The organism is Stenotrophomonas maltophilia, assembly GCF_004920835.1.
GTDB lineage: Bacteria > Pseudomonadota > Gammaproteobacteria > Xanthomonadales > Xanthomonadaceae > Stenotrophomonas > Stenotrophomonas maltophilia_AQ.
In genome coordinates this window covers 1-23,819 of sequence record NZ_QFHO01000011.1, presented here as the reverse complement: position 1 = coordinate 23,819, position 23,819 = coordinate 1, and the positions used below count along the sequence as shown (strand labels likewise).

Below are 23,819 nucleotides of genomic sequence, written 5' to 3'. Positions count from 1 at the left end.
CACGCGCATCCACACGTGCACCGGCCTCACAGTGCCGCTCCGTCGTAGGACATCACCGCCAACGTGGCCAGATCCACCTGCGGTACGCAGCGCACGTTCACCGCCACCATCGGCGTGCCGGTGCGCGGGTCCACCGCTTCGCTGTAGGGCGCAACGCCGCACTCGCGGCAATGGTGATGATCGATGTGGGCCTTGTTGAAATGATAGGTGGCCACGTCCGCGGGATTGGTGCTCAGCTGGAACGCCTCGCGCGGGGCAAACCACAGCAGGCTGCCGCGGCGACGGCACATCGAGCAGTTGCAGTCGATGACGTCGCTGATCGGCGCCTCGGCCTGTACGGTGAATGCGATCCTGCCGCAATGGCAGCTTCCCTGGTATTCCATGTCCTGCGCTCCGCTGGAGGGTCCTTGTCAGTGCCCATGGTAATCCTATGGCACGGGGACAAAGCAGCTCCGGGGGCCTATGCTCGGGAATTGACCCCAGTACAGGAACGCCGATGCGCCCGCATCTTCTTGCCCTCGCCCTGGTCGCCGCCCTGGCCGGTTGCCAGCCGGCCGACGCCCCGACCAACGGTTCCACCCCGGCCGCCAACCAGCAGGCCGGTGACGCAGCGGTTGATGCCGCCTTCGCCGACCTGTCCAAGCGCGCCCTGGACACCTGGATGCAGCTCTCGCCGGTCAGCGCCACCCAGATCGGCGACCACCGCTATGACAGCGAGATCGACGACCTGAGCGCGGCCGGCCAGCAGAAGACCCTGGCCGCCTACAAGGCGCTGTTGGGCGAGCTGGACAAGATCGAGGTGGCCAAGCTCGGCCGCGAGAACCAGGTGGACGCGGCGATCCTGCGCAACCAGCTGCAGTCGGAGATCTGGAATGCCGAGGTCATGCAGTCCGGCAAGTGGGACCCGCAGCTGTACAACGGCGTGGCCGGCAGCGCGATCTACGGCCTGATGGCCCGTGAGTTCGCACCGCTGCCCGAGCGCCTGAAGTCGGCCACCGCGCGCATGGAGAAGCTGCCGGCGATCTTCGCCCAGGCCCGCGAGAACCTGGATCCGGCCCGCGTGCCAAAGATCCATGCCGAGACGGTGGCCAAGCAGAACAAGGGCATTCTCAGCATCGTCGATACCTTCATCACCCCGCACATCGGCGAACTGCCGCAGGCCGACCAGCAGCGCCTGCAGGCCGCCATCGATGGCCTGAAGAAGGCCGTGGACGAGCAGCAGACCTGGCTGGACAAGACCCTGGTGCCCAACGCCAAGGGCGACTTCCGCATCGGTGCGGAGAAGTACGACCAGAAGCTGAAGTTCGCGCTGAATTCCTCGCTGTCGCGGCAGGAGATCGGCGAGCGAGCACGCGCCGAACTCAAGCGCGTGCGCGAAGACATGTACGGCATCGCGCAGACCGTGCTGAAGCACAAGCCCGGCGCACCGGAGATGCCGGCGCAGCCGACCGACGAGCAGCAGCAGAAGGCGATCGAGGCCGCGCTGGAACTGGCCTACGCTGACAAGCCTGCACGCGACAAGGTGGTCGACGATGCCAAGGCCGCGCTGGACCAGTCCACTGCGTTCGTCCGCGAACACGATCTGATGACCCTGCCCGACGCGCCGGTGGACATCATCCTGATGCCGGAATTCCAGCGTGGCGTGGCCGTGGCCTACTGCGATTCGCCCGGCCCGCTGGACAAGAACCTGAAGACCTTCTACGCCGTCTCGCCGATTCCGGAGGACTGGAACGACAAGCAGGTCGACTCGTTCCTGCGTGAGTACAACTCGCGCATGATCCACCTGCTGAGCATCCACGAAGGCACGCCGGGCCATTACCTGGAAGGCTGGCATTCGGCCAAGTTCCCCTCCACCCTGCGTGCGGTGCTGCGCTCGGGCCTGTTCGCCGAAGGCTGGGCGGTCTACACCGAGCGCATGATGCAGGAGCAGGGGTATCTCAACAACGACCCGTTGTTCCACCTGGTGCAGCTGAAGTTCTACCTGCGCACGATCTCCAACGCGATCCTCGACCAGGGCGTGCACGTGGACAACTGGGATCGCGAAAAGGCGATGCACCTGATGACCCACGACGCGTTCCAGCAGGAAAGCGAAGCCTCCGGCAAGTGGGTGCGCGCACAGCTGACGTCGGCACAGCTGCCGACCTACTTCGTCGGTGCGCAGGAACACTTCGACACCCGCAAGGCGATGCAGGACAAGCTGGGTGACAAGTTCAACCTGAAGGCCTACCACGACCAGATGCTGTCCTACGGCGCACCGCCGGTGCGCTTCGCACGCCAGCTGATGCTGGACCAGCCGATCGAGTGATCGATCAGGTGTGAGTCGGAAATGGAACGGCCCGGGAAGACCCGGGCCGTTTTCTGTTCTGGCAGTTGCGACCTGCCATCCTGGTGGGTGCGAACCTTGGTTCGCACCGCTTCTGCCACCACTCAATCAGACGATGTGGATATACAGCTTCCTCGAGTTCAGTCTCAAATCGAGGAAGTACTCCACACCACACCCGCGGCAGGCAGCGGGACAATCCTCGTCGCTCCCACGTTGGTTCTCCGAGGCATCGGCCACCACCGGATATCCACAATCAAAACACGTAAAGGCAATGTTGCTGCCATGGGGATCCGCCCTTATTTCATCTCCATCACCGTCCATTACAAGAAAGCCCGTAATGTTCATGATTCACCGAGATCGCTTGGTTGATCGCTGGAGACTACCCGAATCCGAGCATACGGGACGCGAAGCTGCCTCCGTCTCATCACAATGCGACGCTGCCATCCATCCCCGGATTCAAGGTGAATGCAGCAGCTTCTTGAACTGCGCTTCACTGCAACCCGACTGCCCACAGCCCGGCAGCATCAGCTCCACCCGCCCCGGCGGCTGCGCGTCGGTCAACGGGATAGCACCACGCAGCTGCCCGCGCGTGGGATAGACATACACCAACCGATAACGCGCTTCGCCTGCCCCATGATCACGCCAGCGTTCAAACTGCAGCAGACCGCCGATCGGCGTCTTCTCGTACTGGCCCGGCAACGTGTAGTCCGCGATTCCCAGCGCCGCCAGCACGGAACCGATGTTGGAATCGTGGCCGACCAGCAGGCTCACCTTCGGCGATGCCGGGTCCTCGAACAACGCATTCACTCTTGCCAGCAGCGGCGCGGCCACGTCATGGGCGACCTCGGGGGTGCCGAATAGGATGTCCTGGTAGCGGTTGCGGATCTGCGCCAGCGCCTGCCATTGGGCCTCCGTGTTCAATCGGCCCCAGCCTTCGCGGGGGATGCCATTGCCCTGGTAGTGCTCCATTAGCAAGGCATCGACCAGCCCGCTGGCCAGGGCCAACGAACCGGTAGTACGCGGTTCCCTGCCCGGCTCTGCGCTGAGAATGGAATCGGCCGGCGTCAGGTGGCATTCGCTGCGGCCTGCGCACGCAGCCGACTGCGGGTAGCGGGTGATCGCCTCCACCACTGCCAACGCCGGTGCCAGATACGATGCGACCTGCGCCTGTTGCATCGCCGACAACGCGCGTTCGCGGAAGGCCGCATCACCGTTGTGGATCACCGGGTTGAACAACGGATCCATGACTCCCAGCGGCATGCGCTGCTCGACCGTGACATGGCAGCCCGGGAACGCACCGGCGATGAAGAACTGTGCGGTGGCCTGGGTGCGCTGCAGGCTGTTGGCATGGGCATGGAAATCAGCCGGCTGCGGGCAGCCTGATACCGGCAGCAGCTGTGCGTGGCGCAGCCACTGGCCAATGTAACGGCCCATGTAGACCTCCAGCACGCCGCCCTTGGTGGTCAGCTCGCCAGCACCCACGTCCCAGATTGGCCAGCGCTCCGGTGTGGCATTGGCCAAAGCACCCGATGCCACCACCGGAGCGCGCAGGTTGTGGCGGCTGAGCAGGACAACCTGCTCGAGGTGGTCGCCTTCCACTGGCGCCGGCGCAGCGGCCGCAACCGTTGCGGCGAGGGTGAGCGCCAGAAACAGGGGGCACAGGAATCGGATCATGCTGGTTTCCGGAAAGGGCTCGGTGTCAGAGCCTTTTCCTGCGGAAAAGGTTCCGTCCTTGGGGGACGTGATGTGGGGTCGGAGCCCTTTCCACCGGAAAGGGCTCCGACCCCGAAACGATCACTGATCAGCAGCGACGAAACCACCGGTCTGTCGCGCCCACAACCGCGCATACAGTCCACCGGCCTCGATCAGCTCGGCGTGGCTACCGGTCTCGACGATGCGGCCCTGGTCCATCACCACCAGCCGGTCCATGCGCGCGATGGTCGACAAGCGGTGCGCGATCGCGATCACCGTCTTGTTGCCCATCAACTGGTCCAGGCTGTCCTGGATCGCTGCTTCCACTTCCGAGTCCAATGCCGAGGTCGCCTCATCCAGCACCAGGATCGGTGCGTCCTTCAGCAGCACGCGGGCAATGGCGATGCGCTGGCGCTGGCCACCGGACAGCTTCACGCCGCGCTCGCCCACGTGCGCGTCGTAGCCACGCCGGCCTTGCCCGTCCACCAGCGTATCGATGAAGGCTGCGGCGCGCGCCTTGGCCACGGCGGCATGCAACTGCTCGTCAGTGGCATCGGGGCGGCCATACAGCAGGTTGTCGCGGATCGAACGATGCAGCAGCGAGGTGTCCTGGGTGACCACGCCGATCTGCTGGCGCAGGCTTTCCTGCGTAACGTAGGCAATGTCCTGATCGTCGATCAGGATTCGCCCGCTTTCCAGGTCGTAGAGCCGCAGCAGCACGTTGACCAGGGTCGACTTGCCGGCACCGGAAGGGCCGACCAGGCCGATCTTCTCGCCCGGCTTCACCACCAGGTCCAGTCCGGCGATCACGCCGCCCTTCTTGCCGTAGTGGAAGTGGATGTCCTGGAAGTGCACGCCACCACGGGTCACCTGCAGCGGCACCGCATCCTCGCGGTCCTGCACGGTCAGCGGCTGGGCGATGGTGGTGATGCCATCCTGTACCGTGCCGATGTCCTCGAAGATGCCGTTGATGGTCCACATGATCCAGCCGGACATGTTGTGGATGCGGATCACCAGGCCGGTCGCCAGCGTGATCGCGCCAACGGTGATGTGGCCGCCGTTCCACAACCACAGCGCCAGGCCGCAGGTACCGGCGATCAGGAAACCGTTGACGATGGCGATGGCCAGGTCCATGCCGGTGGTGACCCGGGTCTGCGCGCGGTGCTTCACCGCCAGTTCCTGGATCGACTCGGCCACATAGGCCTGCTCGCGGCCACCATGGGCGAACAGCTTCAGCGTAGGGATGTTGGTGTAGCCGTCGACGATGCGGCCCATCGCCTTGGAACGTGCTTCGGAAGCGATCCACGCCCGTTCCTTCGCGCGCGGCACGAAGTACATCAGGATCACTGCATAGGTCAGCAGCCACAGGATCAACGGCACCATCAGGCGCCAGTCGGCCTGTGCGAACAGGTACAGCGCAGTGCCGGTATAGACCACGATGTACCACAGCGAATCGACCATCTGCACAGCCGATTCGCGCAGCGAGGTACCGGTCTGCATCACCCGGTTGGCCACGCTTCCAGCGAAGTCGTTCTGGAAGAAGTTCAGGCTCTGCCGCACCACGTAGTTGTGCATCAGCCAGCGCGAGCGGTTGCTCAGGCCTGGCACGATCGCCTGGTTGACCAGCAGGTTGTGCAGGCCGACCAGGATCGGCCGAGCGATGACCGTGATGAACAGCATCCAGCCCAGCTCGTTGGCATGGCGCTGGAAGAAGCCGGCACCGGGCTGCTCGGCGACCATGTCGACGATGCGGCCCAGGTAATCGAACATCGCCACTTCCACCAGCGCCAGCAGCAGGCCGGCAATCAGCGTGGCCAGCAGCACCGGCCACACCGGGCGCAGGTAGTGCAGGTAGAACGGCACCACCTTGCGCGGCGGCATGCGCCCGTCCACGGGCGGAAACACCGGAATCAGGGATTCAAACCAACGGAACATCGCATTCCCTCGCCTCTTGCAAGCGGCGAAGTATCCCACGCCGGATGTGTACGCCAGCCGATGATCGCCTGAGCCCCCCGGTAGTCGCCCACCTTGGTGGGCGCCCTACCGCAGGCCAACCAAGGTTGGCACCTACCGGGCCACCGGGGTGAACAGCAGGTCCTGGAAATCGAAGCTGAAATCGGTCAGGTCGGAGATCGACTGCATGCGCACCTCGCGCACCCTGCCGTCCGGGTCCAGGCTGAAGTTCACGAACGCATCGGCGTTGAGCGAACGGTCGTCCCAGCGCACGATGAAGGTGTCGTGCTGCCAATGCTCCAGCCGGCCGCTCAGCTGCGCGGTCTTCATGAAGCGCAGGCGCAGCCCCTTGCCCTCGGCGCTGACCTGCATGTCGCCGTACCAGCGGTCGCGGAAGGTGCCGCTGTAGCCGGCCATTGCCAGCGACGGCTTGCTGCCCTTGTCGCGCGCCGCCTGGTGCTTGGCCCAGGCCTCGTCGGCCTTGTCCTGGCCCTTGGCCACGGCCTTGGCATAGGCATCCACCCAGTCGTGCTTCTCGCCGCCCAGATAGGCATCAAGCACGCTCAGGGTGATCGCGTTGAACGCCGCACCCACTTCCTGGTTGGTCAGCACCACCACGCCCAGCTTCTCGCCCGGCACCAGGGTCAGCCGCGAAACCATGCCCGGCCAGCCACCGGTGTGCCAGACCAGTTTCTGCCCGCGGTAGTCACTCAGGCTCCAGCCCTCGCCATAGCCGGCGAAGTTGGCCCGCGCCGGTGCCAGCTCCGGCACGCTCGGCGCCGGGATCGACTGTGGCGTGATCATCCGCCACATCTGCTGCTGGCTCTTGTCGGTGAACAGCAGCGTGCCATCGGCCAGCTTGCCCTCGGCCAGCTGTACCTGCATCCAGCGCGCCATGTCGTGCGCGCTGGAATAGATTCCACCGGCGCCGGCGTTGTTCGACCAGGTCAGCGGCGCGACGGTGCGCAGGTCCTTGAAATCGAACTTGGCGTGGCCGACCGCCGCCTTGTCGCCCGGCTTCAGGTGATCGGCGTTGTAGCGCGTGCCGGCCATGCCCACCTTGTCGAAGATGCGGGTCTGCAGGAACTGCTGGTAGCTCATGCCGGAGACATGTTCGATCACCTGCTGGGCGACCGCGTACAGGATGTTGTCGTAGGCGTAGCTTTCGCGGAACCCACCCTTCAGTGGCACCTTGCCCAGACGCTCCACCACTTCAGCGTTGCTGTAGGAGGTTGTCGGCCAGAACAGCAGGTCACCGGCACCCAGGCTCAGGCCGCTGCGGTGCGATAGCAGGTCCCGGATCGTCATCTGGCCGGTCACGAACGGGTCGGACATGCGGAACGACGGCAGGTGGTCGATCACCTTGTCGTCCATCTTCAGCTTGCCGTCCTCGGCCAGCAGGTTCAGCGAGGTGGCGGTGAATGCCTTGGTGTTGGAAGCGATGGCGAACAGCGTATCGGCCTGCACCGGCTCCGGCTTGCCCTGCTCGCGCACGCCCCAGCCGCGTTCCAGCACCACTTGGCCGTCCTTGACCACGGCCACGGCAATGCCGGGCACGTCGAACTGTGCACGCACGCGCTCGACGGTGGCATCCAGGTCCTTCAGCTGCTCCGGGGTCGCAGCGTTCGCCATGGTCGTGCACGCCAGCAGCACGGCTCCTCCAATCCAGGTTTTCATCCAGCACGATCTCCGAACAGGGGTGGCGGCCATGTGCAGGCCGTCACCGGGGTTTCGCGCGATGGTAACGGCCCCGGGCGCAGCCTGCCCTGTGCCATAGGAGGGGTGTCATGGGCGAGAACGGACAACCGAGCAACGGGTCGACCATCATTCCGTGCCTGCGCTACCGTGACGCGCGGGCCGCCATCGAGTGGTTGCAACGCGCCTTCGGTTTTCACGTCCAGGCGGTGTATGCCGACGGCGATATCGTGTTCCATGCGCAGCTCACATATGGCAGCGGCATGATCATGCTCGGCTCGAGCAGCAGTAGCGGCGAATGGTCCAAGCTGGCGGTGATGCCGGACGAGGTCGGCGGCCGCCAGACCCAGAGCGCCTGCGTGATCGTTGCCGATGCCGACGCGCACTACGCGCGGGCCAAGGCCGCCGGCGCTCGCATCGTCATCGACATTGCCGACCAGGACTACGGTGGCCGTGGCTACGCCTGTGCCGACCCAGGTGGCTACGCCTGTGCCGACCCAGAAGGTTACCTGTGGTGGTTCGGCAGCTACGATCCGTGGCGCGTGGACCACGGCCAGTGACTGCCGCAACGACGCAGGCCGCGATCCGCTGCGGCATCGGTGGCTGGGTGTTTCCCGAATGGCGCGGCGGCATGTTCTATCCGCCGGGCCTGCCGCAACGCGAGGAACTGGCCCATGCCAGCCGCGCGCTACGCTGCATCGAGATCAACGGCACCTTCTACCGCACGCCCACTGCCGCCCAGTGCGCGCAATGGGCCGCGCAGACGCCGGAGGGCTTTCGTTTCTCGATGAAGGCGCCGCGCTACCTGGTGCAATGTCGCGACCTGTCCAGCACCGTGGAAGCTGCAGCGCCGTTCCTGCAGGCGGCGCTCGCGCTGGGTGACCGGCTTGGCCCCTTGCTGTGGCAGTTCGACCCACGCCATCCGGCCGATGCCGAAGCGCTGGGCGCAATGATGGAACAGCTGCCGAGGCAGTTGGACGGCGTGCCGCTGCAGCACGCGCTGGAGGTTCGCAACGCCGAAGCACATGGCCCGGCACTGGTCGCCGCCGCGCGCCGCCATGGCGTGGCGCTGGTGATCGAGGACAGCGACGAGGCGCCATTGCATGGAGATGTCAGTGCCGGCTTCGTCTACGCGCGGATCAAGCGCAGCCAGGCACGCTTGAACGAGGGCCTGCCGGCCCCGGTGCAGCAGCGCTGGGCGGAGCGCGCAGGACGCTGGTCACGCGGCGAGCCGGTGGCCGACCTGCCCTGCCTCGCCACGGCAGCCACGGAAATACCGCGCGAGGTCTACCTGCTGTGCATAGGCGCTGCCAAAGCGCGCAATCCTGCGGCGGCAATGGCGCTGCAGCGGCACGTAGACGGCGGCGCATAGCACGACCGATGCGCGACGGGCGCCGCCTTGCCTCACAATAGGCCGATGAGCACACCCGACACCCGCAAAGCGCTGTGGCAGATCCACTTCTGTGTCCTGCTGTGGGGCGTCACCGCCATCCTCGGCAAACTGATCACCCTGCCCGCGCTGCCGCTGGTGTGGTGGCGCATGCTGCTGGTGACAGCGATGCTGGCCCTGCTGCCGCGGGTCTGGCGCGGGCTGCGTACCCTGCCACTGCGACTGGTGGCAGGTTATGCCGGCATCGGCGCGCTGGTCGCCCTGCACTGGTTGACCTTCTACGGTGCGGTGAAACTGGCCAACGCTTCGGTGGCCGCCACCTGCATCGCGCTGGCACCGGTGTTCACCTCGATCATCGAACCCTGGGTTGCCAAACGGCCGTTCCAGCTGCGTGAACTGGCCTTCGGCCTGGCCGTGCTGCCGGGCGTGGCACTGGTGGTCGGTGGCGTGCCCGACGGCATGCGCCTGGGTGTGTTGATCGGCGCGATATCGGCGCTGCTGGTGGCGGTGTTCGGCTCGCTCAACAAGCGCATGGTCAGCCACGCCGATCCGCTTACGGTCACGGCACTGGAACTGGGTGCAGGTACCCTCACCCTGACCCTGCTGGCGCCGCTGATGCCCTACCTGCTGCCGGCGCTGGCCAGCCCGCTTTGGGTGGTACCGGACCTGCACGACGGCATCCTGCTGCTGGTGCTGGCCGGGTTCTGCACGCTGCTGCCGTTCGCCCTGGCGCTGGTCGCGCTGCGCCACCTGAGCGCCTACACCGTGCAGCTGGTGACCAACCTGGAGCCGGTCTATGCCGTGCTGCTGGCGGTGGTGCTACTGCGTGAACAGCACGAGGTCACCCCGTGGTTCTACCTGGGCGTGGCGATCATCGTCGGCGCGGTATTCCTGCATCCGTTGTTGAACCGCCGCAGGCCGGTGCAGCACCCGGAGATTCTCGGTACCGCCGAAGCACGCAACATCGCCGACTGAGCGCAGTCACCCCGGGCGTGGATGGCCGTGTCAACGCTGCGGCCAATGCCATGCCGGTGCATCCAGCAGGCCCTGCCCGCTCAACAGCGTGCGGCCATGTTCCTTCTGCAGGTGCAGCGAGTGGCATCCGGGCGCCTGTTCCAGCGCCGCGATCAGGCGGCTGGCATGTGAAACCACCCATACCTGGCTGCGTGCGCTGGCGGCGATGATCAGCCGCGCCAGCGCCGGCAGGAGATCGGGGTGCAGGCTGGTCTCCGGCTCGTTGAGCACCAGCAACGGTGGCGGACGCGGCGTATGCAGCGCAGCGGCCAGCAGCAGGAAGCGCAGCGTGCCGTCGGACAGCTCGGCCATCGACAACGGCCGCAGCAGGCCGGGTTGGTGGAAGCGCAGGGCCAGCCGGCCATCCAGCGGCTCGAAGCTGACCGTGGCACCCGGGAAAGCATCGTCCACGCTGCGCGCCAGTGCGCCCGGATCCCCGATCTCGAGAATGGTCACCCACGCTGCGGCCAGATCGCGGCCGTCGTGATGCAGCACCGGCGTACGCGTGGCCATCGCCGGCTGCCGCGCCGGTGCGTCGGCATCACTGCGGAAATGATCGTAGAAGCGCCAGCGACGGATGTACTCGCGCAGGGCGATGGTCTCCGGCATGCGCTGCGGATCGCCGACCTGGGTGAACAGGCTGTCGAACAGTGACACGTGGTCGTCAACCAGATCCCAGCCATGCGCATGGCGTTGCCGCACCATTGCACCACGGCGGTCGACCAGCAGGTTGGCACTGCGCAGGAAGGGCCCAGCCCAGATCGCCTCGGCCTTGATCTGCGGGTCCAGTGCGAATGCGGAACGGCTCGGTGGCGGGTAGCCCAGATCGATGGCATAGCCGAATTCGTCAGTGGTGAAGCCCAGCTTCAGTCCCACCGATTCCTGGCGTGGGCCGCCCTGCAATGGAATCTCACCGGCAGTGACCCGTCGATCTGGTTTTTCCGGACCCGCCCACAATGCCGAAGCGAGGCCGCCTTCACGGGCCAGCACCGCCGCGACGCCGCCCTGCGCGGTCTCCGCCAGCAAGCGCAGCGCGCGGTACAGGCTGGATTTGCCGCTGCCGTTGTCGCCGGTGACCACGTTCAGCTGCTGCAGCGGCAGCACCAACCCGTGCAACGAACGGTAGTGGGCGATGGCCAGGGTCTGCAGCATGGTCGGCGTCCGTGGGAATAGTAGCGCCATGGTGCAGCGCGTGGATCGCAGGGAATGCGACGCGCACGGCATTCGAATGGATTCTTCACCCACGCGTGGCGTTGATCTACCTGAGGGTGCTTCAGCCCGCCCGTTCCACCCGGTTGCGGCCATTGCCCTTGGCCCGGTACAGCGCCTTGTCGGCGCGAGCCAGCGTGTCATCCACACTTTCACCTGGCTGGTGCTGGGCAACACCGATGCTGACCGTGACCGGGAATCCAAGCGGCAGGTCGGCCACCGCCAGGCGCAGGAACTCGCACTGCAGTTCGGCCGTGTGCAGGTCGGTCGACGGCATCACCGCCACGAACTCCTCGCCGCCGTAGCGCGCAGCCATGCCGCGGCCGGTGAAGTGCGAGCGCAGCAGCACACCCAGCTCGGCCAGCACCCGGTCACCGGTGGAGTGGCCCTGGAAATCGTTGATGTGCTTGAAATGGTCGATGTCGAGCAGCGCAACGCAGGCGACGCCCGGTTGACCATCCGCCACCGCAACCGCCTCTTCCAGCGCCGCCGCCATCGCGCGGCGGTTGGGCAGGCCGGTCAGCGCATCGGTACGGCTCTGCTCGGCCAGGTCGGCATTCTGCGCAAGCAGCACGTCCTGGTATTCCGACAGCAGGCGCTCGTAATCATCACGTTCCAGCATGTGCTTCTGGATGTCGAGCGCAAAGCGGCGCAGCTCCATCACCAGCATCACCTGCCGCGACAACGCCGCCAGCGCCTCGGCCTTGTCGCTGGGCAGGTGCTGAGGATGCGCGTCGAACACGCACAGCGTGCCCAGCGGCAGGCCATCCGAGCTGATCAGTGGCGCGCCCGCATAGAAGCGGATGTGCGGGTCGCCCACCACCACCGGGTTGTCATGGAAGCGGATGTCCTGCAGCGCATCCTCGACCACCATGATCTGCTGCGGTTGCAGGATCGCGTGGCCGCACATCGAATCACTGCGCAGGTTCTCCGCCGCGTCGATGCCCTGGATCGATTTGAACCACTGCCGTTCCACATCGATCAGGGTCACCGCCGCCATCGACGTGCCACAGACCGCCTTGGCGATCGCGACCAGGTCGTCGAAGGATTTCTCACGCTGCGAATCCAGGATCCGGTAGCGGTACAGCGCCTCGAGCCGAAGGGCTTCGTTGGCAGGCTTGTCGGGCTTGATCATGCAGCGTCACGTTCCGGCAGGTCACTGCGGAGTCTAGCCGATGCCGGTCCGCAATCCGCGCAACGGGTAGTGCCGGCCGCTGGCCGGCATCCCGCGCTCATCCGATGCCTGGTGCAGCCGGCCAGCGGCCGGCACTACCTCGCGTTACCAGTCCAGCTGCTTCGGCAGCAGGCCCTGGAGTTCCTGCTCGGTCAGGTTGCGCCACTGGCCCGGCTTCAGCGCGCCGATCTTGATGTTGTCGATGCGCACGCGGCGCAGCTGGGTCACGCGATAGCCGAACTCGGCAGCCATCAGGCGGATCTGCCGGTTCAGGCCCTGCTGCAGAGTGATGCGGAAACCGAACTTGGCGATGCGCGAGGTCTTGCACGGCAGCGTCATCTGGTCGTGGATGCGCACGCCGCGGGCCATGCCACGCAGGAATTCGTCGGTGACCGGCTTGTTCACCGCCACCAGGTATTCCTTCTGATGGCCGTTCTCGGCACGCAGGATCTGATTGACGATGTCACCGTTGCTGGTCATCAGGATCAGCCCTTCAGACTCCTTGTCGAGACGGCCGATCGGGAAGATGCGCTGTTCATGGCCAACGAAGTCGACGATGTTGCCCTTGACCGAGGTTTCGGTGGTGCATGTCACGCCCACCGGCTTGTTCAGCGCGATGTAGACGTGGCGGCGGGTACCGGGTTTGCGTGCAACGCGCGCGCGCAGCGGCTGGCCGTCGACCAGCACCTGGTCTTCCTCGCCCACCACCGCGCCGGTACCGGCCGGGTGGCCGTTGACGGTGACCCGGCGGGCGGCGATCAGGCGATCGGCCTCGCGGCGGGAGCAGAAGCCGGTGTCGGCGATATGTTTGTTGAGTCGGGTGGTCATCGGCCCATTATCCGGCATCGCCGCCCGCTGCGCTTCATTCCGGCACGGGTGGATCGAGTTCTTCGCCGTCGAAGACGCGGTTGCGGCCCGCCCGCTTGGCCACGTACATGGCATGGTCGGCCCGGCGCAGCAGCGCGGCCAGGTCATCCTCGCCCGGACGCCACTGTGCCAGGCCGATGCTGGCCGTGACCTCCAGCCCTGGGACCTGCAATGCCTGGCCAGCCTCGATGATGCGCTGGCGCAGCCGATCCAGCCGCGCCGACGCCGCTTCGCGCGGCATGCCCGGCATCAGCAGCAGGAATTCCTCGCCGCCCATCCGCACCACCTCATCCTCGCTGCGCACCGCAGTCCGCAGCGCGCGCGCCACCGCCACCAGCACCTGGTCCCCCACCGCATGGCCGTGGCGGTCGTTGATGTCCTTGAACAGATCGATGTCCAGGAAGCCGATCACCAGCGGGCCACGCTCACGATCGACCCGCTCCAGGTGCCGGGCCAGCTGCTGCAGGCCGGCGCGGCGGTTGGGCAATCCGGTCAGGCCGTCGGTCTCGGCCAGCTGGCGCAGCTCATCACGCTGCTGGCGCAGCCGCCCCAGCCGCTGGTTCAGGGCATAGGCCGCCATCATCAGCAGCCAAGTCACCGACAGTTGCAGTGCTTCCACCCGGTACTCCAGCAGCCACTCCGCACTGCTGGCATCGGCGGCGATCATCACCAGCAGCGGCACCAGCGCCGCCAGGCCTGCCAGCGCCCAGCAGTCACCACGCAACCACGCCCGCATGCCGGCGGCCAGTGACAGCAGGCAACCGAGGATGAAGCTCAGCTGCAGGCCCTGCGCGACCAGCGCCAGGGTTTCCCAGCGCAGCCAGGGTACCAGCGCGGCCAATCCCATCAGGCCCCACAGCACGCCCTGCTGTGCCGGCCGTGAGCGTGGCAGCAGGCGGTCCCCGCCGTTGAGGCGCCACAGAGCGGGCAGTACCAGCGCCTGGGTCGCAGCGGTCAGCGCCAGCAGCCACCATGCGCCACGCTCCCCCACCGGCAGCCAGGGTTCGGGGTAGCCGCTCAAGCCGCCAAGAATCGCCTGCCACACCACCACCACGAACGTCGCGCCGATGTAGACCAGGAAGCTGCGGTCACGGGTGGTCAGGTAGGCCATCAATGCCGACAGCGCCAGCGCGATCGCCACCGCGATGCAGGCCGCGCGCACCAGCAGGCGGGCGGTATCGTTCTGCTGGACCGGACTGGGCGCACCCAGCCGCAAGGTCGGCACCCAGCGCGCTTTCAGCGGCGCCTGCCACGACACCAGGAACGGCTCATGGCTGCCAGCCGCCGGCACCGCCACCAGGCCGATGCCGGCACGGAAGCGTGAATCACGGGTGCGTGCATCGTGCATGTTGCCGCAGATCTCGCGGTCGCCATGCTGTACGCGGACTTCGCCAGCGAACACGTTGAACACATCCAGGGCCTGGGGTTGCCCCGACCACCCCCCGGGCGGCGCCGGTACCTCTACCTGCTCGCGTGGCCCGGCCAGCATCGCGGGCGTGCAGCCACGATGCGGCGTCGGTTCATCCGTAGGTGCGCCAACCAGCAGGAAATCCCGGCCGGCCTCGGCCATGCGCGCGCGCGCCGGATCGGGAAACAGCACTCCCATCAGCAGGACGACCAGCAGCGCCCCTGTTTCGTACCGCCACTGCCTGACGCCCACGCCACATCCTGTTCCTGCTTACGTCCGCGCCCACTGCGCGTCGCCCCTGGCGCGCATTATCGCAGCCGGGCGCGCAGCGCATGTGTAGACCAAAGTCGCCACCGGCCGTTCAGCCAGCTGCCGGAGGCCCCTTCACCGCCACCAGGCGCACCGGCCTCAGGTCACTGAGGGTCATCCGTTCCAGCGGCTGCGGTCGCTCGATCGCATACCCTTGCAACCCCTGCACGCCGAGCCGGGTCAGCGCGGCGGCCACCTCGGCGGTCTCCACCCATTCGGCCACCACCTCCATCTGCAGTTCACGCCCTAGCTCGCTGATCGCACGCACGGTGGCGTGGCTGATCGGGTCGGTATCCATGTCACGCACGAATGCGCCGTCGATCTTGAGGATGTCGGCCGGCAACTGGCGCAGGTAGCCGAACGAGGACAGGCCGGAGCCGAAATCGTCCAATGCCATCCGGCAGCCGCGTGCCTTCACCGCATCGATGAAAGCGCGGGCCTGGCTGAGGTTGCTGATCGCCGCGGTCTCGGTGATCTCGAAACACAGCTTCGAGGCCAGCGCGCGGTTGCGCTCGAGCAGATCGCAGACGAAGGCCAGGAAGCCGGGCTCGGCGATCGACTGCGCGGACACATTGACGTTGCACAGCCCCAGCTGGCGCACGTGTGCCGGGCAGACCTGCAGGTGGCGGAACAGCAGCCCCAGCACGTGCCGGTCCAGCGCCACGGCCATGCCATAACGCTCCACGGCCGGCATGAACTGGCCGGGCAGGTGCAGGCTGCCATCGCTACCGCGCATGCGCACCAGCACTTCGTAGTGCAGGTAGGACGGATCCCCCACCCGGGCGATGCGCTGTGCATACAACAGCATGCGGTTCTCGGCCATCGCCAGGCTGACGCCCTGCAGGCGCTCGGCTTCCTGGCGCCGCTCCTCCAGCGCCATGCGGTTCTCGTTGAAGCAGTGCACACGGTTGCGCCCGGCCTGCTTGGCCGCATAGCAGGCGCTGTCGGCGGCGCTCATCAACCAGTTCGCGTCCGGCGCCTCGGCACTGACCTCGACCACGCCGATGCTGCAGCTCAACTGCGGGCTGCCCTCGCTGATCGGGAACGTGGCCTGGCCCAGGTTGCGGATCACCCGTTGCAGTACCCGCTTGGCCTCGTCCTGCCCGGCATGGGCGAGGAACACCGCAAATTCATCGGCACCGAGCCGGCCCACCCAGTCACCATCACGCACTGCTGCCACCAGGTAGTCGGCGAAACTGCGCAGCATCTGGTCACCGGCAGCATGGCCGAAGCTGTCGTTGACCAGCTTGAAGTGATCCAGGTTGATGTAGCACAGCGAATGCGTGCCGCCCTCGCTGCGCACCTGCAGCAGTGAACGTTCCAGCAGCCGCTCGATCTCTCGACGATTGATCAGGCCGGTCAACGGATCGTGGCTGGCGTGATGCTCGATCTCGCGCGCCAGTGCATGGTTCTGGCTGACGTCCTCGATGATCGCAAACACCGACAGCCCACCCCCGGCACTGCGCACGCCGGTACCACTCCAGCGCCCCCAGACCAGGCTGCCATCGCGGCGGCAGAAGCGCAGCTCGCTCGGTCGCAGCTGCCGGTCCCAGTCGATGCGGCCCACGCCATCGATGACCAGCTCGCCTTCCATCAGCAGGTCACCCAGTGACATCTGCAGCAGCACGTCACGGCGATAGTCGAGGATATCGGCCATCGCCTGGTTGGCTTCCATCACCTTGCCATCGGTGTCGAGCTTGAGCATGCCGACGTTGGCCTGGTAGAACGCGGCACGGAAGCGGCTCTCATGCTCGGTCAGGTCCTTGCCGACGCGACGCGCCAGGGCCACCGCCATCAGGCTGATCGCCAGTACCGACAGGCCGCCGACCATCAGCGTCGCCACCCGCACCATCGTGGCCATCCGCAGCAGCGCCTGCGAGAACGCCTGCGCCTGTACCTGCAGGCGTCGATCAAGATCCCGCAGCTGCTGCAGGTAGCGATCACGATCGGTCAATGGCAAGCTGCCTCCGCCGTGCCGCCGCTGCAGCTCCGCCACCAGGTCCTGCACCGCCATCAGGTCGCCATCGGTCTGCCGCCACAGCGCGGTCGCTTCGCGGAACGCACCCAGGTCCCGCGCATAGCGGAACGAGAACACCAACCGCGGAATATCGGCGCGGGCATTGCCGCCCTGCAGGAAGCCCTGCCGCGCCCGAGACTCATCGGGCTCGGCCTGTTCAAGCGCCAGCCTTGCCTGCAGATCGCCCAGGGGCACCTGCAGCGCCTGCCGCGCGTCGTTCAGATCCTGGGCATGGCCGCGCGCCAGATAACGGCTCAACGCTGCAGTCGCATCCTGCTGCCCCCGTGACCAGTAGCCCTGCCCGGCAATCCAGGCCGTGGACGCCGCCTGCAGCTCCTGGATAAGGGCGGACAAGGCGACCAATCCGATCGCCATGCCCGTCAGCAACGCAAATCGCAGTCCCAGCCCACGGGTCATCGGCACCCGCCGGCTGTGTTGGTCCGTGCCACTCCTACCCATCCCGGATCCCCCCGAATGTGCTGCGGTGACAACCTCCCTTGGAACCGAGCCAGCCTATGACCGCCAATGTGTTTGCCATGCGAAAAGGGGACGGAGGGGATTAAGTCGTTTTCGGCATAAGCGCACTGCCGGGCATAAGCGACTTAATCCCCTCCGTCCCCTTTTCCGGGCCCACAACGGACAACGCCAGCCCGGAGGCTGGCGATGTTCAGGATCGCAGGTGTGGCTTAGTAGCTGCGCGGGCCGCGCGGCTTGAAGCCGTCACGGCGCGGCGGGCGGCTGTCGCGGTCACCACCGCGGTCGCCACCATGGCCACCCGGGCCACTGCGGCGCGGACCACCCGGGCCGCCCGGGCCGCCCGGACCACGCTTGTCGAAGCGCGGCTTGAACGGACGCGGCGCCGGATTGATCTCTTCACCGGCCGCCAGCGGACGCATCTGCAGCTGCTGGCCGGAGACCCACACCTTCTGCAGGTGGGTCAGCACGTCCGACGGCATCTGCGCCGGCAGGTCCAGCAGCGAGAAGTCGTCGTGAATGTCGATGCGGCCGATGAAACGGCTCTCCAGGCCAGCTTCGTTGGCGATGGCGCCGACGATGTTGGCCGGCTTCACGCCATGCTGGTGACCGACCGAAATGCGGTAGGTTTCCATGCCCTGCTCCGGTGCACCGCGCGGCGGCACGTCACGGCGCGGGCGCTGCTCGAAGCCGCCCTCGGCATCGTCACGACGCGGGCCACGCTCGAAGCGCGGGCCACGTTCGTTGCGGTCGCCACGTTCCGGGCGCTCGCTGCGCTCGAAACGCTCACGCGGCGCACGCTCTTCGCGCGGTGCACGCACCGGCGGCTGCAGCAGGAACGGGGTATCGCCCTGCATCATCTTCGCCAGCGCAGCAGCCACTTCGATGGCCGGCACGTTCTGCTCGGTTTCGAAGCGTTCCAGCAGCTGGCGGTAGAAGTCCAGGCCGCCCTGGCCCAGGGTCTCGGTGATGCGCGAAGTGAACTTGTTGATGCGGTTGTCGTTGACCGCTTCCACGCTCGGCAGCTGCATTTCTTCGATCGGCTGGCGGGTGGCGCGCTCGATCTGGCGCAGCATGCCCTTCTCGCGCGGGGTGGCGAACAGGATCGCCTCACCGCTGCGGCCGGCACGGCCGGTACGGCCGATGCGGTGCACATAGCTTTCGGTGTCGTACGGGATGTCGTAGTTCAGCACGTGGCTGATGCGTTCCACGTCCAGGCCGCGGGCCGCCACGTCGGTGGCGACCAGGATGTCCAGCTTGCCTTCCTTCAGCATGGCGATGGTGCGCTCACGCTGCGCCTGCTGCATGTCGCCGTTGATGGCGGCAGCGGCCAGGCCACGGGCCTGCAGCTTGCTGGCCAGCTCCTCGGTGCCGGCCTTGGTGCGCGCGAAGATGATCATCGCGTCGAACGGCTCGACTTCCAGGATGCGGGTCAGCGCGTCCAGCTTGTGCATGCCGCTCACCCACCAGTAGCGCTGGCGGATGTTGGCCGAGGTGGTGGTCTTGGCCGCGATGGTCACTTCCACCGGATCCTGCAGGTAGGTCTGCGCGATGCGGCGGATCTGCGGCGGCATGGTGGCCGAGAACAGCGCCACCTGGCGCTTGGCCGGCAGCTTCTTCAGCACGGCTTCGACGTCGTCGATGAAGCCCATGCGCAGCATTTCGTCGGCTTCGTCCAGCACCAGCGTCTTCAGCTCGGACAGGTCCAGCGTGCTGCGATCCAGGTGGTCGATGACGCGGCCGGGGGTACCGACCACGATGTGCACGCCGCGACGCAGCGCCGACAGCTGCTGGCCATACGGCTGGCCGCCGTACACCGGCAGCACGCGGAAGCCGGGGATCTTCGAGGAATAGGACTGGAACGCCTCAGCGACCTGGATGGCCAGCTCGCGGGTCGGGGCCAGCACCAGCGCCTGCGGCTTGATCTGCTGCAGGTCGATGTTGGACAGTACCGGCAGCGCAAAGGCGGCGGTCTTGCCGGTGCCGGTCTGGGCCTGGCCCAGCACGTCACGGCCTTCCAGCATCGCCGGGATGGTGGCAGCCTGGATCGGCGACGGGGTTTCGTAGCCGATGGCGGTGACCGCCTGCATGACAGACTCGGACAGGCCGAGCTGCGCGAACTGCAGCTGCGCTTGGGATTCTTGGGACATGGGGAACTCCGAAGACACTGCCGTCTTCCTGGCAGTGCGATAAAAAAGGTGATGGTCCGCGCTTTGGGCGCCCTTCTTATCGCGTGCCCTGGCGCTGCTCGGTTGGAGGAGATTTCACTCGCTCAGAGCGGAATCATACCGCATTGATCCTGAACCATGCATACAGGTTGCCGTGCGTGTGCCGTCATGCCCCGTGCTGGCGCACAATACGCGCCCTCTCCCGGCCCGGCCAGAATCCGGCGCCCCTTCCCAGGAAACCCGTTCCATGCAGATTCTCGAATTCGACCTCGACGGCGACTACGTCGAGCTCAAGCAGCTGCTCAAGCTGGCCGACCTGGTCACCAGCGGCGGCGAGGCCAAGATGGTCATCAGCGAAGGCCAGGTGCTGGTCGACGGCGAGGTCGAACTGCGCAAGGCCTGCAAGATCCGCGCAGGCCAGGTGGTTGAATTCGCCGACAGCCAGATCCGCGTGCTGGCCGCCGGCTGATCTGAATCCGTTCAGGCCACGCGCTGGGTCAGGTGCGAGGCGATCAGCTGCCTGAACGGCGCAACGCCCTGCGCCAGACGCAGGCCGGCCGCGCGCAGCAGCCGCGCCGGGCGGCGATCGTCGGTATACAGGCTGGCGATCGCGTTGGTAGCCTCGTACAGCGGCCGCGATGCCAGCCGATGACCGCGCTGGTAGCTGGCCAGCATGCCGGCGGCGGCGATGTCGGCACCGCGACGCTGCTGTTCGACGATGCCCTGTGCCAGCCGCTGCGCACTGGCCAGGCCCAGATTGAAGCCATGTGCGGTGACCGGATGCATGCCCACCGCAGCATCGCCGATCAGCGCCGAACGCTCGCCGACAAAACGGTGCGCATAGACGCCAACCAGCGGATACGCCTGCGGCGTGGCCACCGGCTGCATCCGGCCCAGACGGTGCTCGAAGCAGTCACTGATGGCGTCACCGAAGGCCACTTCGTCCATCGCCAGCAGCGCTTCAATCTGGCGCGGCGGCAAGGTGACCACCGCAGACGCCTGGCCCTCGTTGAGCGGCAGCAGTGCCATGGTACGGCCGTAGCCGAACCATTCCCATGCGGTGTGGTGGTGATCACGCTCGACCTGCATGCGGCACACCAGCATCGACTTGCCGAAGTCGCGCATCTGCGCGCCGATGCCGAGCATGCGGCGGGTTGCTGAGAAGCGGCTGTCGGCGGCCACCAGCAGGCGCGCGTGCAGCGTGCTGCCGTCATCCAGCGTGACCACATGGCCCTGCGCATCGGCCTGCACGCTCTGCACCTTGCGCCCGTCAAACAGTTCCAGTCCGTCCTGGTCCTGCACGGCATCCCATGCAGCGCGGCGGATCAGATGGTTGGGCACCAGCCAGCCCAACGGCTGGCCATCGACCTGGCTGCTGGCAAAGGTCAACGCAAACGGCGAACTGCCGTTCATCACCTTGGCATCGCGTAATTCGGCGACTTCGGCGTCCGGCAGTCGCTGCCACAGGCCCAGCTGTTCCATGCTCTGCCGCGAGGCATGGGTCAACGCGATCTCACGGCCATCGAAGGCAGCCTCGGCCAGCGCCTGGCGCGGCTGTACTTCGACCATGCCGACCTGCAGGCCACTGCCGGCCAGCGCGCGCGCGAAGCACAGACCCGCCGGTCCGGCGCCGACCACCACCACGTCCATCCTGCGCATGCGCGCCTCCTGCCGTTGATTCAGTCGCCGCCAGCATAGCGCTGCGGACCTGAGCGGCCTTGATCTGGATCAGGCCACGATCACAGCAGCGCGAACACCAGCGCCAGGATCGACAGCAGCGATACCGCCCAGACCAGGCTGCGCACGTAGGGCACGCCTGCGGCATACAGCGGCAGGTAGACCACCCGTGCCCAGAAGTAGGCCTGCGCCGCCAATGCGGTGGTGTCGTTGCCGCGCCCGGCCACCACCACCGCGATCGCAGCAGCGGCGAAGAACGGGAAGGTCTCCAGGAAGTTGGCCTGGGCCCGCTGCAGGCGACCGGCCAGCGGGCTGAGTGGCCTGGCTTCGCCATCACGCGCCGAGGCATTCCACTTCATCCCGCGCTCGCGGGTGACTACGGTGGAGGTGGCGAAGATGTAGACGAAGCCCAGCAGCACCGACCAGGCCAGCATCGTCAGTTCAGTTGCCATCGTTCATCTCCTCAGGGTGCCGACGCACGCAGGCTGTAACCGGCCAGGCGCCACACATGGTCCTCGTCGAAACGGAACGACACCAGTTCGCGTACGGGTTGTGCGCTGTTGGCGAAACGGGTCGGGAAGCTGACGTTGATGTACAGGCCTTCGGGTACCGCCGCACCGGCGTTGTACTTGACCCGGGTGATGGTCGGCTGGCCGCGGCCAGCCAGGGTGCCCAGCCGCGCACGCTCGCTGGCCAACTGGCTGACGAAGGCCGCCTTCGGTACAGCACGGCGTGCGACGGCCGAAGCGCCATCCCACAATTCGCCGGCGCGGTTGGCATCGACCAGCTGCGCCGCCTTCACTGCGGCCGCGCCCATTTCCGCGTCCTGTTTCTGTACCTGCGCCTGCTGCGCGGCGGTCAGCGCCGGTGCGCCGGCCGTGGCCGGTTTTGCTGCTGCTGGCGAAGCAGGTGCCGGGCGGGCGGGCGCCGGTGCAGGCGTGGCGGGCGCAGGCGCCTGCGCCAATGCAGTCAGGGGCAGCAAGGACAGCAGCAGGAGCACGCGCTTCATGGACACCGCCGGTTCTCGGGAAAGAACCGCAGTCTACGCCAGCGCAGTGACTACGCCGTCAGCGTGCCGGGGCGCTGCCTTCCACCACTGCTGCATCGGCCTGTGCAGCGGGCGCGGTAGTGTTCACCGGTGCCTGTTCGGCCACCGGCGGTGGCTCCGAAGGCGCGGGCGGCAGCGTTGCTACATCGATCTCCGACAGTGGGCTTTCTTCCGGGCACACCGCATCGGGGAAGCCGAAGCGCTGCTTCAACGCCTGGCCGCAGCTGTTGATCGATTCCATGTCGGCGCCTTCGTGCTTGCACTGCTGGTCGAAGGCGATCAGGAACGCGTCCTTGCGCTGCACGAAGTCGTCACCACAGGCACGCATCTGCTTGATCCGCTCCAGGTCGTCCTGCACCGCGTTGGTGCCGTCCAGGCCGTACTGGCGCAGTTCGTCCGGCGTCAGCAGGCGCAGGCTGCGATTGGGCACCGTCATCATCAGGTCGGCCACGCCTACCGCCACGCCGTTGCGCTGCAGGTAATCCTTCACGTTGTCGTAGACCTCGTGCAGCTCGCGGTTGAGCTCAGCGCGCGAGGTGGCCCTGGAACTGATGCGCATCATGCGGTGGATGCCGACCTTGCCTGACAGCAGGCGGTTGTCACCGGCGGCCAGCACGAACACGCAGGCGCTGTGGCAGATCGAGCCTTCGCGCACCCAGATGGTCCAGCCCGATTCACCGATGCTGTCGCCGGCGACGATCGCCGATTCCACCTGGCCACCACTGGAGTCCAGGTCAAGGATGCGCTTGTGGATCTTCTGTTCGTCGGCGACCACGGCCAAACGCCACATCATCTCGGCAAAGCCGGGATTGATCTTGCCGGCGTAGCGCACGCGTAACAGGCCTCGCTCGGCGCACGGCGCCAGCGCCTGACTGATCTGGTCGCGTTGCAGCCCTTCCAGCTCGGTGCCGTCGCCGGCATCGCCGGCATACTCGGTGCTGCAGCTGACCCAGGCGCGGCCATTCTCCAGCTGCGCCTGCGGCCACGGCCGATCCGCCCGGCTGCGCGGCGGCGCCGGCGGCGGCGGTGCATCGGCGGCATTGATCGACACCATGTTCTCGCCATCACTGGCCGGCGCCCGCGCCGCCTTGTCGGCAGCGGTCACATTGCCCGGATTCTCCAACTGACTGCAGCCCGCCAGGGCCAGGCACAACAGGGGCAACCAGCGGAATTTGGCGGACATCGGGCAACCGGTCATCATGTAAACAAGAGCCACAGTCTACCCGTCCACGACGCGCATTCAGCGCGTGGCACTGAACCCCTTCTGACCCTTGGGAAAGCGTGTCGACCAAGGTCGACACCCACCAACAGCACTGCGGAACGCCGTCCCGACAGGTCGCAGGAACCTGTCGAAGGCGGAGTGGGCCTTGCAGCGCCCCCTGCAACCGGACCCAACCCGCC

19 protein-coding genes are annotated in these 23,819 nt (G+C 66.7%); 5 read left to right on the top strand and 14 right to left on the bottom strand.

Annotated elements, in window-relative coordinates:
* Positions 1–26: 26 nt before the first annotated feature.
* Complete coding sequence (locus tag DI041_RS09920; RefSeq protein ID WP_046983156.1) at positions 27–383, bottom strand: GFA family protein; 357 nt, start codon at positions 381–383, stop codon at positions 27–29.
* 113 nt (positions 384–496) lie between these two features.
* On the opposite strand from DI041_RS09920, the gene DI041_RS09915 reads away from it, so the two are divergent.
* On the top strand, positions 497–2,305 hold the full coding sequence (locus DI041_RS09915) for a DUF885 domain-containing protein (RefSeq protein WP_136638663.1): 1,809 nt from the start codon (positions 497–499) through the stop codon (positions 2,303–2,305).
* Between the two features lie 474 nt (positions 2,306–2,779).
* Here DI041_RS09915 and agp read toward each other — a convergent pair whose 3' ends face one another.
* From agp to DI041_RS09895, 3 genes are all read right to left on the bottom strand, one after another.
* The gene (agp, locus tag DI041_RS09905; protein WP_136638664.1) at positions 2,780–3,997 is read right to left on the bottom strand and encodes a bifunctional glucose-1-phosphatase/inositol phosphatase; all 1,218 of its coding nucleotides are present in this window, start codon (positions 3,995–3,997) and stop codon (positions 2,780–2,782) included.
* A gap of 120 nt (positions 3,998–4,117) precedes the next feature.
* Complete coding sequence (smrA, locus tag DI041_RS09900) at positions 4,118–5,950, bottom strand: multidrug efflux ABC transporter SmrA (RefSeq protein ID WP_136638665.1); 1,833 nt, start codon at positions 5,948–5,950, stop codon at positions 4,118–4,120.
* 132 nt (positions 5,951–6,082) lie between these two features.
* Entirely contained in the window at positions 6,083–7,645 is a 1,563-nt protein-coding gene (locus DI041_RS09895; protein ID WP_136638666.1) for a serine hydrolase, read from the bottom strand.
* 110 nt (positions 7,646–7,755) lie between these two features.
* On the opposite strand from DI041_RS09895, the gene DI041_RS09890 reads away from it, so the two are divergent.
* Genes DI041_RS09890 through DI041_RS09880 form a run of 3 tightly spaced genes read left to right on the top strand, consistent with a single transcriptional unit; the run spans position 7,756 to position 10,028 of the window.
* Positions 7,756–8,223 carry a VOC family protein gene (locus DI041_RS09890; RefSeq protein WP_136638667.1) on the top strand — a complete coding sequence of 156 codons (468 nt, stop codon included), beginning with the start codon at positions 7,756–7,758 and terminating at the stop codon, positions 8,221–8,223.
* Positions 8,220–9,035 carry a DUF72 domain-containing protein gene (locus tag DI041_RS09885; RefSeq protein ID WP_136638668.1) on the top strand — a complete coding sequence of 272 codons (816 nt, stop codon included), beginning with the start codon at positions 8,220–8,222 and terminating at the stop codon, positions 9,033–9,035. Before DI041_RS09890 ends, DI041_RS09885 begins: the two co-directional genes overlap by 4 nt.
* Positions 9,036–9,080: 45 nt before the next feature.
* Positions 9,081–10,028 carry a DMT family transporter gene (locus DI041_RS09880; RefSeq protein WP_046983164.1) on the top strand — a complete coding sequence of 316 codons (948 nt, stop codon included), beginning with the start codon at positions 9,081–9,083 and terminating at the stop codon, positions 10,026–10,028.
* Between the two features lie 30 nt (positions 10,029–10,058).
* Here the strand turns inward: DI041_RS09880 and DI041_RS09875 are convergent, their stop codons facing one another.
* The 6 genes from DI041_RS09875 to DI041_RS09850 form a co-directional block, all read right to left on the bottom strand.
* Complete coding sequence (locus tag DI041_RS09875) at positions 10,059–11,219, bottom strand: AAA family ATPase (protein WP_136638669.1); 1,161 nt, start codon at positions 11,217–11,219, stop codon at positions 10,059–10,061.
* A gap of 121 nt (positions 11,220–11,340) precedes the next feature.
* Positions 11,341–12,411, bottom strand: a complete 1,071-nt coding sequence (locus tag DI041_RS09870; protein ID WP_136638670.1) for a GGDEF domain-containing protein — start codon at positions 12,409–12,411, stop codon at positions 11,341–11,343.
* Positions 12,412–12,555: 144 nt separating this feature from the next.
* Positions 12,556–13,278 (bottom strand): pseudouridine synthase, encoded by a 723-nt coding sequence (locus DI041_RS09865; protein WP_012510490.1) that lies wholly within the window; start codon positions 13,276–13,278, stop codon positions 12,556–12,558.
* Between the two features lie 34 nt (positions 13,279–13,312).
* Complete coding sequence (locus tag DI041_RS09860; RefSeq protein WP_136638671.1) at positions 13,313–14,977, bottom strand: sensor domain-containing diguanylate cyclase; 1,665 nt, start codon at positions 14,975–14,977, stop codon at positions 13,313–13,315.
* A 109-nt stretch (positions 14,978–15,086) separates the two neighbouring features.
* Complete coding sequence (locus DI041_RS09855; RefSeq protein WP_136638672.1) at positions 15,087–17,510, bottom strand: putative bifunctional diguanylate cyclase/phosphodiesterase; 2,424 nt, start codon at positions 17,508–17,510, stop codon at positions 15,087–15,089.
* Between the two features lie 227 nt (positions 17,511–17,737).
* Positions 17,738–19,675 carry a DEAD/DEAH box helicase gene (locus DI041_RS09850; RefSeq protein WP_046983170.1) on the bottom strand — a complete coding sequence of 646 codons (1,938 nt, stop codon included), beginning with the start codon at positions 19,673–19,675 and terminating at the stop codon, positions 17,738–17,740.
* A gap of 265 nt (positions 19,676–19,940) precedes the next feature.
* On the opposite strand from DI041_RS09850, the gene DI041_RS09845 reads away from it, so the two are divergent.
* Entirely contained in the window at positions 19,941–20,162 is a 222-nt protein-coding gene (locus tag DI041_RS09845; RefSeq protein ID WP_006426190.1) for an RNA-binding S4 domain-containing protein, read from the top strand.
* An 11-nt stretch (positions 20,163–20,173) separates the two neighbouring features.
* On the opposite strand, the gene ubiM is transcribed toward DI041_RS09845, so the two are convergent.
* The 4 genes from ubiM to DI041_RS09825 all read right to left on the bottom strand — a co-directional run bounded on the left by ubiM (position 20,174) and on the right by DI041_RS09825 (position 23,601).
* Positions 20,174–21,352: a 5-demethoxyubiquinol-8 5-hydroxylase UbiM gene (gene ubiM, locus DI041_RS09840; protein ID WP_136638673.1), complete on the bottom strand. Its 1,179-nt coding sequence runs from the start codon at positions 21,350–21,352 to the stop codon at positions 20,174–20,176.
* 80 nt (positions 21,353–21,432) lie between these two features.
* A complete protein-coding gene (locus DI041_RS09835) occupies positions 21,433–21,822 on the bottom strand; it encodes an MAPEG family protein (RefSeq protein WP_032128357.1) in 390 nt (129 codons plus the stop codon).
* Between the two features lie 11 nt (positions 21,823–21,833).
* On the bottom strand, positions 21,834–22,379 hold the full coding sequence (locus tag DI041_RS09830; RefSeq protein ID WP_136638674.1) for a DUF4019 domain-containing protein: 546 nt from the start codon (positions 22,377–22,379) through the stop codon (positions 21,834–21,836).
* Between the two features lie 58 nt (positions 22,380–22,437).
* Positions 22,438–23,601, bottom strand: a complete 1,164-nt coding sequence (locus tag DI041_RS09825) for a COG3904 family protein (RefSeq protein WP_136638675.1) — start codon at positions 23,599–23,601, stop codon at positions 22,438–22,440.
* Positions 23,602–23,819 lie beyond the last annotated feature (218 nt).

Excerpts from the sequence above, each read along its gene's own strand:
- DI041_RS09890 (WP_136638667.1), top strand. The coding sequence starts at position 7,756 with ATGGGCGAGAACGGACAACCGAGCAACGGGTCGACCATCATTCCGTGC.
- DI041_RS09875 (WP_136638669.1), bottom strand. The coding sequence starts at position 11,219 with ATGCTGCAGACCCTGGCCATCGCCCACTACCGTTCGTTGCACGGGTTG.
- DI041_RS09825 (WP_136638675.1), bottom strand. The coding sequence starts at position 23,601 with ATGTCCGCCAAATTCCGCTGGTTGCCCCTGTTGTGCCTGGCCCTGGCG.
- DI041_RS09850 (WP_046983170.1), bottom strand. The coding sequence starts at position 19,675 with ATGTCCCAAGAATCCCAAGCGCAGCTGCAGTTCGCGCAGCTCGGCCTG.
- DI041_RS09880 (WP_046983164.1), top strand. The coding sequence starts at position 9,081 with ATGAGCACACCCGACACCCGCAAAGCGCTGTGGCAGATCCACTTCTGT.
- smrA (WP_136638665.1), bottom strand. The coding sequence starts at position 5,950 with ATGTTCCGTTGGTTTGAATCCCTGATTCCGGTGTTTCCGCCCGTGGAC.
- agp (WP_136638664.1), bottom strand. The coding sequence starts at position 3,997 with ATGATCCGATTCCTGTGCCCCCTGTTTCTGGCGCTCACCCTCGCCGCA.
- DI041_RS09845 (WP_006426190.1), top strand. The coding sequence starts at position 19,941 with ATGCAGATTCTCGAATTCGACCTCGACGGCGACTACGTCGAGCTCAAG.
- DI041_RS09830 (WP_136638674.1), bottom strand. The coding sequence starts at position 22,379 with ATGAAGCGCGTGCTCCTGCTGCTGTCCTTGCTGCCCCTGACTGCATTG.
- DI041_RS09920 (WP_046983156.1), bottom strand. The coding sequence starts at position 383 with ATGGAATACCAGGGAAGCTGCCATTGCGGCAGGATCGCATTCACCGTA.
- ubiM (WP_136638673.1), bottom strand. The coding sequence starts at position 21,352 with ATGCGCAGGATGGACGTGGTGGTGGTCGGCGCCGGACCGGCGGGTCTG.
- DI041_RS09865 (WP_012510490.1), bottom strand. The coding sequence starts at position 13,278 with ATGACCACCCGACTCAACAAACATATCGCCGACACCGGCTTCTGCTCC.
- DI041_RS09855 (WP_136638672.1), bottom strand. The coding sequence starts at position 17,510 with ATGGGTAGGAGTGGCACGGACCAACACAGCCGGCGGGTGCCGATGACC.
- DI041_RS09870 (WP_136638670.1), bottom strand. The coding sequence starts at position 12,411 with ATGATCAAGCCCGACAAGCCTGCCAACGAAGCCCTTCGGCTCGAGGCG.
- DI041_RS09895 (WP_136638666.1), bottom strand. The coding sequence starts at position 7,645 with ATGAAAACCTGGATTGGAGGAGCCGTGCTGCTGGCGTGCACGACCATG.
- DI041_RS09915 (WP_136638663.1), top strand. The coding sequence starts at position 497 with ATGCGCCCGCATCTTCTTGCCCTCGCCCTGGTCGCCGCCCTGGCCGGT.
- DI041_RS09835 (WP_032128357.1), bottom strand. The coding sequence starts at position 21,822 with ATGGCAACTGAACTGACGATGCTGGCCTGGTCGGTGCTGCTGGGCTTC.